The sequence below is a fragment of the Labrenzia sp. PO1 genome, assembly GCF_012273635.1.
Taxonomy (GTDB): domain Bacteria; phylum Pseudomonadota; class Alphaproteobacteria; order Rhizobiales; family Stappiaceae; genus Roseibium; species Roseibium algicola.
Genome location: NZ_JAAXCR010000001.1, coordinates 1,199,635 through 1,216,334 on the forward strand (window position 1 = coordinate 1,199,635; position 16,700 = coordinate 1,216,334).

Consider the following 16,700-nt stretch of genomic DNA (forward strand, 5'->3'; position numbering starts at 1 on the left):
CAGGGAAAGCACCGGCAGGCCGTGGGCTCGAAGCCCGGCCTGCCGGTCAGGTGCCGGCCTACGCGGACTTGGAGGTAAGGGCCGGTGAGAGCGTCAGTTGCTCGAACAGCCGGGCGACGGCCTCCGCGCCCGGATCGTTGTGACCGGAGAGGTTCGCCTCCGAGACATAGGATGCCCTGCCCGCGCGCGCCCGCGTGATCCGCGACGTGGCGTCCGCGCCCTGACGGGCTTCGGCAGCAGCCGCCTCGACACCGTTTTCCAGAGCGTTGAGCGCCGGCAGCAGGGCGTCGATCATGGTGCGGTCACCCGGCTGGGCGCCGCCCACCTGCATGATCCGGTCAAGACCCGCTTTCAGCGCTCCAATGGCCCCACGGCCACTGGAGGACGCATCGCCGGCAGCGGCAAAGAAGATCGCCAGCAGGACACCGGAAGACCCGCCCATCGTCTGGCTGAGTTCCAGACCGATGGCGCGATAAAGCTGGGTGAGATCCGCCAGCGGCAACCGGTCGAGCGCCTTCACCAGCGCCCGTGCAGCGGTGGCAAGTGTGCTGCCGGTATCGCCGTCGCCCGACTTGGCATCAAGCGCATTGAGATCGTCCTCGGCCGCGATCAGGATGTCGCAGCAGCGTTCGATGAACTTCCGCGTCTCCGGGTTCTTGGACGGCAGCGGCTGGATCGGCGTCAGACCGTCCGGCAGGGGCAGGACGGAAACCGCGCCAAGCGCAAGACAGCCGGGCCACGCCCAGGGTGCGACCGGCGCCTGCAGCAGGGCTTCTTCCGTCTTGCCGACCGGTAGCAGCGACACCGAGAACCCATGCATGTCGAGCGAGGTCATCATCGCCGCGGGGCCGATGACCCAGCGGATCTGGCTGCCGATGCGCGAAGCCGTGAGCTCTTCCAGAAGCACCGACATTTCAAGAGGTGTCGTGCTGCCCAGGTTGTTCACGATCGCCACATGAGGTCCGGGTGCGAGGTTCGGTGCAAGCCGGTCCACCACCATGGCCATGGCGGCGCGGGCATTCGAATAATCAACCTGTTCGATCCCCGCCTCGCCGTGAATGCCAAGCCCGAGTTCCGCCTTGCCATGGGCAATCCGGTCTTCCTTGGGCGAGCCAGGCACCGTGCAGGTGTCCAGCGACATGCCGATCGAAATCGCACCGCCGATGGTTTTCTTCGCCGCCTCGGTAATGGTTTCAAGATCCGCGCCCTGATCGGCGAGCGCTCCGGCGATCTTGTGCACGAACAGCGTACCGGCGACACCGCGCGCCTGCGGCAGATCCGGCAGGGCAACGTCGTCATCGACAATCACCATGTTGACCTTCAGTCCGAAGGAGCGGGCCCGCTCGGCCGCCAGACCGAAGTTCAGCCGGTCGCCGGTGTAGTTCTTGACGATCAGCAGGCAGCCGGCCTTGCCGGTGACGGCCAGAATGCCCGCCAGCACGGCATCCACGGAGGGCGAGGCAAACACCTCGCCGCAGACGGCCGCCGTGAGCATGCCCTGGCCGACGAAACCTGCATGGCTCGGCTCATGACCAGAGCCGCCTCCGGAGACAAGCGCCACCTTGGATTTGTCCCAGTCGGTGCGCACCACCACCTTGATATGCGGATAACCGTCGAGACGGGCGAGCCGTCCGCCGGCCGTGCGCAGCATGCCGTCAATCGCTTCGGTGACGAGCGTTTCCTTGGTATTGATGAATTGCTTCATGTCCCGTCTCCTCAGGAAATGCGAGCGCCGCTGGCGTCGAAGAAAAGCGGATTTCTTGGTTGAATGGCGAGAGTGTCGCCCGGTTCCAGGGCGGTGTGGCTGTCTGACAGCGTTACGACGGAATGTCCATCCAGAGTTAGATGCAGCCGGGTCTGATCACCCAGATGTTCGACCCGGCGAACTTCCGATACCTTGCCTTCGCCTTGCGCGATATGCTCCGGACGCAGACCGATGGTCTTGGCACCGCTCGGCGCGCCGGCAAAAAGATCGGCCGGCAGCACGTTGATGCGTGGCTGGCCGAGACGCCCGGCGACATAGAGATTGACCGGGTTTTCGTAGATCTCGCGCGGCGATCCGAATTGCACCAGGCGGCCATGATCGAGAACGCCGACGTGCGTTGCCATGGTCATGGCCTCGATCTGGTCATGGGTCACGTAAAGCAACGTCGCCCCCAGGCTTTCCTGGATGCGCTTCAACTCGATGCGCAGGTCCGAACGCAGCTTGGCGTCGAGCGAGGAAAGCGGTTCGTCCATGAGATAGATGGACGGATCGCGCACCAGTGCCCGGCCGATGGACACCCGCTGCATTTCGCCGCCGGAAAGGTTGGTCGCCTTGTTGGCAAGCTTGTGCGAAATGCGCAAGACTTCGGCCACTTCGGCAACCTTGCGGTCGATCTCGTCCGCAGGCGTCTTGAGCAAGGGCGAGCGAAGCGGAAATGCCAGGTTCTCCCGCACGCTCATGTGTGGATAGAGCGAATACTGCTGGAACACCATGGCGACGTTGCGCTGCGCCGGCGTGTCGCCAACCACCGACCGCCCCGCGATGACGACGTCGCCCGCGTCCGGCTGTTCCAGTCCCGCGATCAGACGCAGGATGGTGGTCTTTCCGGCCCCTGTCGGCCCCAGCAGCGTCACGAAGGCGCCGTTGGGGATGTTCATGCTCACCTCATCGACAGCGAGCGTATCGCCGAACCGCTTGGTGAGGCCTGACAGCCTGACTTCAGCCATGAGCAAGCACTCCCTCGTTCAGTTCCGACCGCAGCGCCCGCCCCGACTGATTGTCGAACAGTGTCACCGTTGATCCGTTGAATTCGAGGCCGACAAATTCACCGGCGCGAACTGGCTGGTCTGAGGGAATGCGGGCCTTCAGCTCACCGGAGGCGGTCTTCAACGTGACGATCTGCGTGGTGCCGAGATATTCGGCGGCCAGAACCTCACCCCGGTAGGATCCGCTGTCGTTGAGCGTGATGTGCTCCGGACGAATGCCGAAGACCATGTCGCCTTCAAAGGGTTCAATCAGCCGCGGCACGTCCAGTTCCTCGTGATGCATCATCACCTTGGACGCGCCCGCATGGACCTCGCCGTGAAAGCGCAGGAAGTTCATCGGCGGCGAGCCGATGAAGTCGGCAACGAACATGGTTGCCGGCTTGTCGTAGATATCCTGCGGCGTGCCGAACTGCTCGATGACGCCATGGTTCATGACCACGATCTTGTCGCCCATCTGCATGGCCTCCAGCTGGTCGTGGGTGACATAGACAGTGGTGGCGCCCATGCGGTCATGCAGCGCCCGCAGCTCCTCGGCCATGTGCTCGCGGAACTCCGCATCGAGCGCACCGAGCGGCTCGTCCATCATGAAGGCTTTCGGATCCCGGACGATGGCCCGGCCGAGCGCGACACGCTGTCGATCGCCGCCGGAAAGCCCGCCCACCGGCCGGTCGAGGATCTTCTCGATCCCGAGAATGCGGGCAACTTCCGCCACCTTCTCGGCAACCTGTTGTTTCGGCATGCCCTGGCTGACCAGAGGATAGGAGATGTTCTTGCGCACATTCATGTGCGGGTAGAGGGCGAACATCTGGAAGACGAAGGCGATATCGCGCTGACTCGCCGGCCGTTGGCCGACCTCCTCGCCGTCAATATAGATCTCGCCCGACGTCGGCAGCTCCAGCCCGGCAATCATGCGCAAGGTGGTGGTCTTGCCGCAGCCGGACGGGCCGAGCAGCATGAAGAACTCACCGTCCTCGATCTTGAAGGAAGACGACTGCACGGCAGTGAAGTCGCCGAATTCCTTCCGAAGGTTTCTGATTACGATCTCTGCCAAGACAGTCACTCCGGAAAGTGGCTGACGATGATGAACATGACTGTTCCGGTCAGCGTGACGATGAAGGAATAGGTGTAGGCCCACAGGAAGACCGGCTGCATCAGCATGATCACACCAATGGCGATCAGAAGGGATGCGAGCATTTCCCAGGACCCGCGGCGCAGGCGGACGAGGCCGCTCATGAAATCGCTGATCATTTGCGGACCGCTCCGAAGGTGATGCCGCGCAGGAGATGTTTGCGAAGCAGGATGGTGAAGACCATGACCGGCACAAGGAACAGGGTTGCCCCTGCCGCGACCGCCGGCCAGTCCTGGCCGCCGACGCCGATGATGGTCGGAATGAAGGGGGGAGCCGTCTGTGCCGTACCGGAGGTCAGCAGCACCGCGAAGGCATATTCGTTCCACGAGAAAATCAGGCAGAAGATGGCCGTCGAGGCGATGCCCGTTGCCGCCTGCGGCAACACCACCTTGTAGAACGCCTGGAAGCGGGTGTAGCCGTCGATCAGCGCCGCTTCCTCGTATTCTCGCGGGATCTCGTCGATGAAGCCCTTCAGCAGCCAGACCGCAAGCGAGATATTGACCGCCGTATAGAGCAGGATCATGCCCAGGTGCGTATCCGACAGACCAAAGGTGCGGAACATCAGGAAGATCGGGATCGCGACTGCGATCGGCGGCATCATTCTTGTCGACAGGATGAAGAACAGCAGGTCATCCTTCAGCGGCACCTTGAACCTTGAAAAGGCATAGGCGGCGAGCGTTCCGAGGAACACCGACAGGAAGGTGGAGCCGAAGCCGATGATGACCGAATTCAGGAACCTTTCACCGTAGCGGGAGGGGCCTGCGATCACCATGTCGCGGTTGCGGACGATTTCCTCGTACCAGGTAGCGGGCGGCGGCAGGGCTTGAAGCTGTTCCGGCGACACGCGGGTGCGGGTGGTGAAGAGGTTCACGTAGCCTTCCAGAGACGGCTCGAAGAGCACCTTCGGAGGATAGGCGATGGCATCGACCGGAGACTTGAACCCTGTCGTCAGGATCCAGACCAGCGGCAGCAGGGTGATGACCGCGTAGGCGATGACCAGCGACCCGGCCACCCACTTCTGCCGCGAAGACGGTTCTGTGATGGAATAGCTGCTCATCTTTCCTTCACCTTGTTCAGGGCTTTGACGTAGATCGAGGCGAGGCCGAAGACGGTCACGAACAGGACGATCGCGTAGGCGGAGGCATAGCCGGTGCGCCACTTCTCGAAGGCTTCACGCTTCAGGTTGATGGAGGTGAGTTCGGTCACGGAGCCTGGGCCACCGCCGGTGAGCTGCACCACAAGATCGAACATCTTGAAATTCTCGATGCCGCGGAACAGGACTGCCAGCATGAGGAAGGGCAGCACCATGGGCACAGTGATCGTCCAGAACTGGCGCCACTTGCTGGCCCGATCGATTTCCGCGGCCTCGTAGATATAGTCCGGTATCGATCGCAGGCCTGCCAGACAGATGAGCATCACGAAGGGGGTCCACATCCAGGTATCGACAATCACGATGGCCCAGGGCGCGAGCGCCACGTCGCCGATCATCTGGAAGGATGCCGGATCGACCCCGGTGAAGAAGGACACACCGTAGTTGAAGAGACCGATCTGCGGCTGGTAGAGAAAGGTCCAGAAATTGCCGACAACGGCCGGTGACAACATCATCGGCAGCACGATCAGGGTGGTCCACAGATCGTTGCCCTTGAATTTCCGGTTGATCAGCCAGGCCAGGGTGAAACCGATCAGCACCTGCAGGACGATGGTCCAGAACAGGAAATGCGCGGTCGCCTGCATGGTCAGCCAGATGTCGCCATCGGTCAGGATGCGCTCGTAATTGCGCAGGCCGATGTATTCGACATCGCGGTTGGGCCGATTGGCCCGGAAATTCGTGAAACTGAGATTGATCGTCCAGATCAGCGGGAAGATATTGACCGCAAGCAGCAGGAAAATTGTCGGAGCGACAAAAAGCCAGGCAATCGTACGGTCGGAAAGCCCTCGGATTTTCGCGGCAACGGTGGGCGGCGTTGCCTTTGCTACTCGGTCTATCGGGGTGTCGGACATGAGACGCTCTTCTTGAGAAACGGTTCCGGAAAGCACGGGCCGGGACGGCCGGTCTTTCAGGGTGAGACAGCCCGCCAGAAGGCGGGCCGTCCGCAGAGGCAGGATCAGGATATGGCCGCCAAAAGACCGGCCATCTGCTGAGACAAGGGCAGGTCAAACCCTGACAAGCGCATTGGCATCGTCAGGGTTCACCTGGAGCCGTCAGAGTTTGCCTTCGTCCTCGAAGGTTTCGGTCCAGTCGGCGATCAGCTTGTCGAGCGCTTCCTGTGCGGTGCCCTGGTCGGCAACCACATAGTCATGAAGGCGTTTTTGCATCGCCAGCAGCAGTTCGGCGTAAGCCGGCTCCTGCCAGAAATCCATCACGTTATCCATGGCCAGAAGGAAGTCGGACGCAAACGGCGCACTGTCCGGGAAGCTCGGATCGCTGAGGACGCTGACATGGCAGGAATAGCCGCCGAGATCCCACCACTTCTTCTGAACGCTCGGCTGCGCGAACCACTTGATGTACTCAAGCGCCGCATCCTGCTTGTCGGAATAGGCCACCACGGAGATGCCCTGCCCGCCGAGCGTCGAGGCTTCCCGGTTCTGGCCGGGATTGACGAAGAAGCCGATCTTGTCCCCGCCCACATCCGGGTCGGCATAAAGACCGGGGAAGAAGGCAAACCAGTTCATGGCCATCGCCACCTGCCCCGACTTGAAGGCATCGAGGGACTGTTCCATGTAGCTGTCGGTGTAGCCCGGGGGCGTGCCGGTCTTGTAGAGTTCCTTGTAGAACTCCAGGCCCGCCACGGCTTCGGGCGAGTTGACCGCACCTTCCATGTCGTATTTGCCCGGCGTCATCTCGTATTTGAAGCCGAACGGATAAAGCGCGCTGGTCGCGCCCATGGTGATGCCTTCCGAGCCGCGCTCGGTGAAGATGGACGCGCCGTACCGGGTCTGACCGTCGATCTCGCGCCCCTGGAAGAACTGTGCGACTTCCAGAAGCTCAGCTTGCGTCTTGGGCGGAGCCAGGTCACGGCCGTGCTTCTCCTTGAAGGCAGCCTGAATGTCCGGCATTTCGAACCAGTCCTTGCGATAGAACCAGCCGTTGGCATCGCCCATGGCCGGCAGCGCATAGTAGTTCGGCTCGCCCTTGGGCCAGGTGGAATAGGCATAGACGGTCGCCGGAGCGAAATCGTCCATGCTGATGCCTTCCTTCTCGAAGAAGTCGTTCAGCTTGACGTAATGGCCGTTTTCCGCGCCGCCGCCGATCCACTGGCTGTCGCCAATCAGCAGATCGCACAGCTTGCCGCCGGAGTTCAGCTCGTTCAGCATGCGGTCGGCGAAGTTCGGCCAGGGCACGAATTCGAAGTTCATGGTGTGGCCGTATTCGGCTTCAAATTCCTTCGACAGCTCGACCAGCGCGTTGGCCGGATCCCAGGCCGCCCAGCACAGCGTCAGCTCATCGGCCTGCGCATTGGAAACAGATAGTCCGCTAACCGCAACAATGGCGGTTGCCGCGAGAAGTTTCGCAGTTTTCATGGGTGAAGTCCTCCCGAATGGTCGCGTGCCGGCGCATGCCGGACCGCAGCACTCCTCCAAGTGCAGGCTCACGCTATCTGACATACGTATGTCACGTCAATCAAAAAACTGACATACGTCTTTCTTTTCGAGGTCAATCAGACCTGAACCATGCCGACAGCACAGGACATGATATTGATATTGCTTATTTTTAAGGGACAGAACTCTTGGCCGGAGCGGCCAGCCTCAATAGAGGTTTTCGCGCATGATGATCTCGATCCGGATCTTTTCCTGAGCCTCATAGATGTCCGTGCCGTCGCATTTGGCCCGCAAGACCCGCAGGGCACTGCGCACGAGATGCCCGACATTCTGGGCAATGACGGCGTCAAGTTCGCCATCGGCAAGAGCCTGCCGCGTTACCGGCGTCAGATCGTGAGCGATCACCACAAACCGTCCGGCAACGCCATGCTCACGCAATGCATCCAGCATGGCCGCATTGCCCGACCCCATGGAATAAACCGCCTTCAGCTCCGGATGTGCCTTGAGCGCGTGGTCAAGGGTTTCATGGATCCGGTCCGGATCGTCGTAGAATTCGATCGTCGGCAGGGTTTTCAGTTGCGGAAAGTCCCGCGACAGCACTTCGTCCAGACCGAAGCGGCGCTCGATACTGTCGCGCGCCACCATGGAATTGGTCACCACCAGGATGCTGCCGGTCTCGTTGCGCAAGAACTTGCCCAACAGCGCCCCTGCGGTCTTGCCGGCAGAGAAATTGTCGACACCTGCAAAATAGTGGCACTTCGAGTTCGGCAGGTCCGACACCAGCGCGACGACGTAAACACCTGCACTCTTGATATGCGCGATGGCATCGCGCACCTGCGGTGTTTCCGGAACCATCATGGCAACGCCGTCCAGTTCGGACAGGTCCAGGGTCTTCAGCTTGTCGACAACCGCGTGCGGATCGGCGGCGTCGACCAGCAACACGCTGACGTCGGTCCGGTCCGCCACCTGCGCACCGGACGCTTCTTCGACCGCAGCCACCAGCGTTTCGACGAAATGATTGGGCCCTTCGGGAAGAACGAACACGAATTTGTACTGTCGCTGCCTGGCGAGATTGGCCGCATTGGTATCGCGCACATAGCCGAGCTTGCGAACAGCTTCCTTCACCCGCTCCGCGTTCTTCGGGCGCACATCCGCACGCCCGTTCAAGACCCGGTCGACGGTCGACAGGCTGACCCCGGCCTCGCGGGCGATATCGTGTACGGTTGGCTTGACCATTACGTCTCCCGGACCATCCCGCGTTCTCGTGAACGCAGACAAGATGATCCACCACTTCAACGCCGATCAGCGTCCGGGCGCCCCCGCGGGATCGACCGGATACCCGCTGACCGACAGGGAGACAATGTCGCGCAGCATTCTGACATACGTCAATCAAAAATCCGCTTTACGGCGATTGACGGAAGAAATTTCCCCAAGGATATCAGGTAATTGCAAATCGCGGGCAAGCGTTGCAGAAGCAAGATGGCGCCATTGGCCACGCTTTCCTGCAGCTAATCCGATTCATGGCAACAGGGCAAGCCAGGCCGGTCGTTTCAACCGGCAGCAGCTCAAGAAACAGCAATCAAAGAGCGGACAGACCGGGGTCAGTAGCACCTGCACTGTAGGCACATGCAGGCTCTGCAAGCTGCGCCTTGCCATTTGCGTCCGCAAAGGCCCGAACCATATGCGCAAGCCCTTCCTCTATGCTTGTCTTCGTTTGCCAGCCGAGCAATTGCCGTGCTCTTTCCCCCGACCCGACGAAGCCGTTGACGTCGAAGCTGCGCGGCCCGACATGGTGGATTTCGGCGGCCGTTCCGGCAAGCCGTACGCTGGCTTCGGCAAGTTCGGTCAGGCTGGTACCGACCCCGGAGACGAATTGCACAGGCGGCGGCGCCTTCCGTTCCGCCTCGATGAAAGTGACCATCTTCAGAATACCGTCAACGACATCATCCAGATAATTGAAGTCGAAGACATGATTGCGGCCCTCGACCTGCAATCTGCGTCCTTCGGCGGCGGCTCTTGCGAAGGCGGGAACAACACGGTCCGCATGATCGGAAATCCGGCCATAGACGTTCGAGAACCGCAGGATCGCGGCCTTGACACCGGCCTCCTGGGCTGCCTCCACCAGCTTCTCGCCTGCCAGTTTTGACCGTCCATAGACATTCATCGGGCAGCGTGCAGTGTCTTCATCAGCCGGAAATCGCGTGACCGGCCCATAAGCTTCCCGGCTGCTGCCGAAGAGGACCCAGGGACGGCTCCCGCTACTTGCAGCAGTTGCAAGAACGTTGCGGGTTCCCCCGACATTCACGTCCCGGCACAGCACGGGATTATGCTCGCCCCAAAGCACCCGGGACACTGCTGCCAGGTGAATAACGCCGCCACAGCCCCGCACCGCGTCTTCAACCGCAGCGCCGTTGCGGCTGTCCTGCCCAGCATCGGCAATATCAAACGTGCGGACCGGACGGCCCAGCGCCGTCAGCGTATCCACAAGGGCGGACCCGATAAGGCCGGCACTTCCGGTGACCAGAATGGGATGGGACATGATGTGGTGGGTTCCAGGGTAGCTGCGAAAGCCCGGCCGCCTACCCGCTCGGCCGTTAAATCGCGCCTAGCACGCGCCGTGCCAAAGACGCCCGGCAGCATCACAAAGCTGCCGCGGATCAAAATCTCTCGGCCAATTCCGCCAGACGGCTTCTCCATCAAGCTGCGTTTGCTCGGAGACCCCTCAGCCAATGCCGGCCCATGGCATGGCCGCGCCAGGGCATTTCCTGCCGAGCGCACCACCAGCACCGGGCGAATTTTACCTGGGGACAGCGGCAGATTTTGTCCGACGGAGCCAACAGCCAGCATCCATTCAACAGGAGAAATCAGCGTTTTTCGCAAAAACAGGCACTGGCACGGAAGTTGCTGAGCAGCCTTCGGCCCGCTATGGGGCTTTCTGGAACCTCCTTAAGTGACGACAATCAACGCCACGCCCAGCGCGGCAACCTTCTACGTCTCACCTGCAAGCACGTCGGTGTCTCCGGCCACGGAGGAGCCATCTTCCGATACAACTTCCGGACAAACGGCGACGGGATCTGGAACCAGCACCCTCACCTCGTCCCAGACGCTCGCCAGTTACGATGCGATCACCTACCAGGAAGTCAGCACCGACGACGCGGACCATATCCGCGCGCTGACCACCACCCAGATCCGGCAACTGACGGCGGAGGACCTTGCCGCCTTCTCCGCGAGCGAGTTGCAGGCGCTGACGGCACCCCAGATCGCCGCCCTTTCGGCCACCCAGATCCAGGAACTTTCGGGAACACAGATCGAGGCGTTTTCGCCCGGTCAGGTCAAGAGCTTTGCGACATCCGTCCTTGCCGGGTTTTCCGACAGCCAGTTTTCGCATTTCGGCTCTGACGATATTTCAGCACTGACCAGCCTGCAGGTGAAGGCGCTTTCACTCGCGAGAGTGGCGGGCCTGAGCCTGGAACAGTTTTCCGGCATGGCCAGCACCCAGCTTGGCATGCTGAGCGTGTCGCAATTCCGCAATCTGACCGTGGACCAGGTTGCGGCAATGACGGCGGAACAATCCGGCCAGCTGACGACCACCCACATGGGCAGCCTGACGATGCCGCAGGTGAAGGCGATCAGCGTCGACACGCTGCTGTCGCTCGCCAGCACCCAGTTCCGCGCCCTCAGCAGCCAGAGCATCGCCGCACTGACGACGACCCAGTTCGGCGCCCTGACCGCCACCCATATCGGCACGCTGTCGACCACCCAGGTGAAAGGGCTGACACTGCCGGAAATATCCGCGCTGACGTCCTCCCAGCTAGCCGGGCTCACGGCCCAGCAGGTCTCCGTGCTGTCGACCAGGCAGGTTCAGTCCTTCTCCGAGGACCAGATCCAGACCTTCAGCCCCGGGCAGATCAGGTTTTTTTCCGGAACCTCCATCGGCACCATGACGACCACGCAGATCGGTGCGCTGACGGCTCCCCAGATCGCAAATTTCAGCAAGGCCCAAATCCAGGGCCTTACCCAGACCCAGACGCGTTACCTGAACGAGACCCAGCTCGGCGCGCTGAACTTCTCACAGATCGGTCAATTGACCCGGACGGCGGTGGCTGCCCTCGGGGCTCAGCAGGTCGCCTCCCTGACGGCAGACCAGTTCGCGTCTTTCTCGGCAACGCAGATCACCTCGCTCAACAACGAGGTCATTTCCGGCCTCAGCGAGACACGCATCGCCAGTCTGACCACGACACAATTCCAGGGACTGACCGCCGGCGACCTGTCGCTGTTTTCCGAAGACCAGTTCAAGGCGCTGACAGAGACCCAACTGACCTCGATCACCGCGACCCAGGGCAAGGCGCTGAAGGAAACCCAGATCGCGCTTCTTACCGGCACACGCCTGAGTGCCCTGTCCAGTTTCGTGATCGCTGGGTTCAACGAGACCCAGTTCGACTCCCTGTCGACCGACCAGATCGGCGCCTTGAGCGTCAACCAGGTGCGCGGCATCGGCACCACGATGATCGCCGCACTGGATGAAACCCAGATCGGCGCTCTCGGTTCACTGCAGGTCCGCTCGCTGACCGCTCCCCAGATGCGGGCCTTTTCCGCCGGACAGCTCCGAACTTTCAGCACCGAGCAGATCGGCTCGATGGGCTATGCTCAGGCGCTAGCCCTGAATGGCACGACAATCCGCCAGCTCAGCAGCGACCAGATCGCCGCCTTCAACAGCACCGCCATCAAGGGCTTTTCCACCACCACGATTGCCGCGCTCGGACCGGAGCAGATGGAAGCGCTGTCGAGCAGCTTCCTGTCGAACCTGTCGACCAGCCAGTTGCGAAGCCTGACCGAAACCGCCTTCGCAAGCCTGAGTGCCGAGCAGTTTGCGGCGCTCGGCAACACGCAACTTGCCGATCTTGCCCCGGCGCAGATCCGCGGTTTGAGTGAAAGCCATATCGCGACCCTGACGCCAGACAGGCTGGAAAGCCTGACTGCCACTGCCCTGTCGGGCCTGACCGGCTCCCAGATCGGGTTCTTCTCGACGAGCCAGCTCAGCCAGCTTGCCCCGACCCAGATTGCCGGTCTCTCGGGCCAGGCAATCGCCGCCCTTGGAACGGACCAGCTTGCTTCGCTATCGGTTGCGCAAGTCGCGGCTCTCACCGGCGCACAGGTGAAAAGCCTGACCGCATCGGCGGTTTCATCGCTGTCGTCCGATCAGTTCCAGGCGTTGTCCACGACCCAGATTGCAGCCCTTGCCGGCAACACCGCCGGCCTGACGGATGCTCAGGTTTCCGCCCTGCAGGGCGAGCGCCTGAACGCCCTTTCGGCAGCCGGCATTTCTTCCCTCGGCTCCGGCCAGATCGCGGCTCTGACACCGGACCAGATTGCGGCGCTGAGCAACACACAGGTTTCAGCTCTTTCCAGCACCGCCGTCGGCCAATTGAGTACGGTGCAATTCGATGCCTTCACGACAACGCAGATCACATCCCTTGTCGCCAATCAGGCCAAGGGCCTGACCCGGGACCAGATTGCGTCCCTGTCGACAACACAGGTGGCAAGCCTTGCACCTGCCGCACTAGGCGCCCTCGACAGCACCCAGACCGAAGTGCTCTCTTCGACCCAGGCGGCCGCGTTGTCTGCCAAACAGATCGGCTCGCTGTCGGCCTCCGGGCTTGCCGGCCTGAACAGCGACGTTGTTGCGGGGCTTGAGAAAACCCAGATTGCCGGACTGACAGCCACACAGACCGCATCTCTCGGTGCGACCCAGATCGCCGCGTTGTCCGCGGACCAGCTGGCCCAGTTCAGCTCCGTGCAATTGCGTGCCCTGACCCAGACGCAGATGGCGGCGGTGACGGCGACCAAGCTCGGCTCTCTGTCGAACGCGCAATTTGGCGAACTGACGGCAGCCGCGATCGGTGGCCTGCGTGAAGAGACCATCGCCGCCCTGACGACGACACAACTCGGCTCCCTGACAACAACACAGATGAAAGGCCTGACCGACGATCAGGTCGATGCGCTGTCGTCCGAGCAGATCCTGGCGCTGAGCGACAAGCAGATCGGCGCATTGTCTGCAACAGGTCTTGCAGGTCTTTCCGCCTCCGACGTGTCGGGCCTGACAACAGCCCAGTTGAACGGCCTGACAGGCGTTCAGTTGAAGGCCTTGAACGCAACCCAGTTCGAAGCGCTGGTGCCGGGTCAGATCGCGGCGCTGACAGCAACCCAGATCGCCAGTTTCAACGCGGCGCAGGTGACCCGCCTGACAACGGCACAGGTGGAAGCGCTGACCACCACCCAAACCGCAGCCCTTTCGGCCACCGGGATCAAGGGCCTGACACGAACCGCAATTGCAACCTTGAGCGATGCCCAGCTGGCCGCCTTGACGGGCACGGCGATGGCGGGCCTGGCCACCACGCAGATCCAGTCTTTCAGCACCGGCCAGATATCCGCCCTGTCGGCAACACAGGTGAAAAGCCTCAGCGCCGGAACGATCGGTGCGCTCAAGGCCACTCAGGCAGCCGCCCTTACCAACGAACAGCTTGCGGCCCTGAGCACCACACAAATTGCGGGCCTGGGTGATGAAGCCCTTGAAGCCTTTTCGAGTGAGCAGATCTCGGCGCTGTCACGGGCGCAGATCAGCAGTCTGAGCACCGCGGCGCTGACCGGACTAACCACCACACAGACCGCCTCCCTCTCCACATCACAGATCAGCGCGCTCACGAGAACGCAGATCGGATCGCTGTCGGCTGATCAGATCGGCGCTTTCACGACCAGCCAGATTGCCGGGCTGACGACCACCCAGGTCAGCGCCATATCCGGAGACGCTGCTGCAGGCCTGAGCCCGGCGACCACCGCCTCCCTGTCGACAACACAACTGAACGCGCTTTCAGCCGCAGCCTGGAAGGGCCTTGCCCCGGCAGCTGTTTCCGCCCTTTCGACCAGCCAGATATCCAGCCTCGCTGCAATCACCATCGGCCTTCTGAACGGCGATCAGGTCGGAGCGCTATCGACCACGCAGATCGAGAGCCTGTCGAAAACGCAGATGCAGCGGCTTTCCGCCGAAGGTCTCGGCGCCATGAGTGCCGGGCAACTGGGTGCTCTTACCGACAGGCAGATCTCCGGCTTGTCTTCGAAGGCCCTTGCAGGTCTGACCCCGATCCAGGCAGACCAGCTTGGCGCAGGCAAACTGCTGTCGCTGACCTCCGAGCAGATATCAGGGCTCTCCACGAGCGTCATTTCAAGCCTGGCGCCGGGCACGATCGCCAGCCTCAGCACGCATCAGGTAAAGGCCCTCACGGCAAGGCAGACAGGTGCCCTGACAACTGAGCAGACCGCCGCCCTCACCGGAAATCAGATCGCTGCCATGTCGACAGCCGGTATCGGCGGACTTTCGTCCACGGTCCTCTCGAGCCTTTCGCAGGAACAGATCTCCCGGTTCGATCCGGATCAGGTCGCCGCGCTTGCTCCCGGCGCCCTGGCAGGAAGCGGCACTGCCGTGCTTTCCAGATTGTCCAGGGAGCAGTTTTCCGCATTGACCGCCGGTCAGCTCGCAGCTCTCAAACCAGCGCAGATCGCGTCCCTTGAAAGCGCAACGATAGCCGGACTGGCAACGACACAGATTGCGGGGTTGTCTGCAGCGCAAGTCGGCGCTCTCACCCAGGATCAGATCGGAGCGCTTGGCACACGTCAGGTTGCGGCGCTGACACCTTCCGGCCTGTCCGGTCTGGGGGCCGATCAATTCTCATGGTTGTCAGCCGGCCAGCTCGCCATGTTCAGCGGAAAGCATGTTGCCGGGCTTTCGACAACCACGATTGCCGCACTCGATGCAACGAGCCTTGCAGCTTTCTCCGGCGGACAATGGGCGAGCATGACCGCCACCCAGGCTGCAGCCTTGACGGCAACGCAGATCGGCACACTGACGCCATTGCGGGTCTCTCAATTGTCGCTGATCGAGATGGGGGGCCTTTCCAGCTCGGCAGCCGGTGCCCTGTCCGCCCCTCAACTAGGCGCGCTGACAACAGGACAGGTTTCGGCCCTGTCCCAAAATGCTGTTTCCGGCCTGAGTGCGGCACAAATCAGTGCGCTGTCGGAAGACCAACTCACAGCTCTGACGACCAGCCAGATCGAGGGATTGTCCGGAGCAGCGCTTGCCGGGCTTTCGCCAACGACGCTTGCCACCTTCACCGACCCGCAATTCGGCGCACTGTCGGCGACTGCGATCAGCGGACTGAACACCGGCCAGATCGCCTCCCTTTCCAGCACACGCATTGGCCTTTTGACGCCAGCCGCTGCCGGCGGCCTGACCGGGGCGCAGGTCGCCTCCCTGACCACCGACCAGTTGGCCGCGCTCAAGCCCGCACAGATTACGGCCCTTTCGGCCAGCGGCATCAAGGGACTGACGGCAGCGCAGCTCTCGCAGTTCAACTCAGGTCAGCTTGGCGCCCTCGGTTCGACCGGACTGGAGGCCCTGACTGCCACCGCCATTGCCGGCCTGACGCTGTCGCAACTGAGCTCGCTCTCCACCTCGCAGATGGAATATCTGTCGGCGTCGGCGATCTCCGGTCTGAGCGCGGACCAGATCGGCGGTCTGGCGACAACACAACTTCTCGCTCTTGCCAGAGAGGCGGTCTCCGGCCTGACGGCAACCCAGATTGGCGCCTTGTCTGCAGACCAGTTCACCGCCTTCACCTCGACCATGATCGGTGCCCTTTTGCCGTCGACGATTGCGGGGCTTTCGGAAAACCAGATAGAAGCCCTGACCCTGACCCAGATCAGCGGCCTGAGCGCTGCGCAGGTCGGATCCATTTCCACCAGCGCGCTGGCCGGTCTTTCTCCGGATGAAATCGCCGAAATGAGCGCGTCACAACTTGCCGGTCTCGTGCGTGTGCAGTTGCGCGCCCTGTCAAACGCGCAATTCACGGCTTTGACCCCATCCCAGATCGCCTCCCTCAGCGCAAACCAGGTTTCCAACCTGACCAGCAGTGAAATCTCGTTCCTGTCCTCTACCCAGTTCGGAGCATTGACCTCGCGCCAGGTCGGGGCGCTGACGGTCACGCAGCTGGGTGCCCTGGCGCCGGAGCGCATCGGAGCCATGTCTTACGCCCAGCTGTCCGGCCTCACCGGAACCCAGATCCGTTCGCTCAGCGTGCAGGCGATCGCTGCCCTCGGCCCGCAGTCGATCGAAGCGCTCGACGCTGACCAGATCGGACACTTCACAGAGACACAGATCGCGACCATGACACCTGAGCAAATCGCCGCCATGGCTGTAGCGGTCTCCTGATCCTTGCGCCATCATTCC

The 16,700-nt window shown here is 62.0% G+C and carries 10 protein-coding genes; 1 reads left to right on the top strand and 9 read right to left on the bottom strand.

Features of this window, described 5'->3' with window-relative positions; all coding sequences use genetic code 11:
* Window positions 1-58: 58 nt before the first annotated feature.
* The 9 genes from HCG46_RS05650 to HCG46_RS05690 form a co-directional block, all read right to left on the bottom strand.
* Window positions 59-1,705, bottom strand: a complete 1,647-nt coding sequence (locus tag HCG46_RS05650; RefSeq protein WP_055656154.1) for a dihydroxyacetone kinase subunit DhaK — start codon at window positions 1,703-1,705, stop codon at window positions 59-61.
* Between the two features lie 11 nt (window positions 1,706-1,716).
* Window positions 1,717-2,712, bottom strand: coding sequence for an ABC transporter ATP-binding protein (locus HCG46_RS05655; protein ID WP_168685061.1), 996 nt, complete (start codon window positions 2,710-2,712; stop codon window positions 1,717-1,719).
* Window positions 2,705-3,802 (bottom strand): ABC transporter ATP-binding protein, encoded by a 1,098-nt coding sequence (locus HCG46_RS05660; protein WP_168685063.1) that lies wholly within the window; start codon window positions 3,800-3,802, stop codon window positions 2,705-2,707. Before HCG46_RS05660 ends, HCG46_RS05655 begins: the two co-directional genes overlap by 8 nt.
* Window positions 3,803-3,807: 5 nt before the next feature.
* Complete coding sequence (locus HCG46_RS05665; RefSeq protein ID WP_035908047.1) at window positions 3,808-3,996, bottom strand: hypothetical protein; 189 nt, start codon at window positions 3,994-3,996, stop codon at window positions 3,808-3,810.
* Window positions 3,996-4,937, bottom strand: a complete 942-nt coding sequence (locus tag HCG46_RS05670; protein ID WP_168685065.1) for a carbohydrate ABC transporter permease — start codon at window positions 4,935-4,937, stop codon at window positions 3,996-3,998. The genes HCG46_RS05665 and HCG46_RS05670 overlap by 1 nt, the downstream gene beginning before the upstream one ends.
* A complete protein-coding gene (locus tag HCG46_RS05675; RefSeq protein WP_031270370.1) occupies window positions 4,934-5,881 on the bottom strand; it encodes a sugar ABC transporter permease in 948 nt (315 codons plus the stop codon). Before HCG46_RS05675 ends, HCG46_RS05670 begins: the two co-directional genes overlap by 4 nt.
* Before the next feature lie 201 nt (window positions 5,882-6,082).
* The gene (locus HCG46_RS05680) at window positions 6,083-7,402 is read right to left on the bottom strand and encodes an extracellular solute-binding protein (RefSeq protein ID WP_023003180.1); all 1,320 of its coding nucleotides are present in this window, start codon (window positions 7,400-7,402) and stop codon (window positions 6,083-6,085) included.
* A 225-nt stretch (window positions 7,403-7,627) separates the two neighbouring features.
* Window positions 7,628-8,656, bottom strand: coding sequence for a LacI family DNA-binding transcriptional regulator (locus HCG46_RS05685; protein WP_023003179.1), 1,029 nt, complete (start codon window positions 8,654-8,656; stop codon window positions 7,628-7,630).
* A 343-nt stretch (window positions 8,657-8,999) separates the two neighbouring features.
* Window positions 9,000-9,959, bottom strand: coding sequence for an NAD-dependent epimerase/dehydratase family protein (locus HCG46_RS05690; protein WP_168685067.1), 960 nt, complete (start codon window positions 9,957-9,959; stop codon window positions 9,000-9,002).
* A gap of 411 nt (window positions 9,960-10,370) precedes the next feature.
* Here HCG46_RS05690 and HCG46_RS05695 point away from each other — a divergent pair, with 411 nt between their 5' ends.
* Window positions 10,371-16,682, top strand: coding sequence for a hypothetical protein (locus HCG46_RS05695; protein ID WP_168685069.1), 6,312 nt, complete (start codon window positions 10,371-10,373; stop codon window positions 16,680-16,682).
* Window positions 16,683-16,700 lie beyond the last annotated feature (18 nt).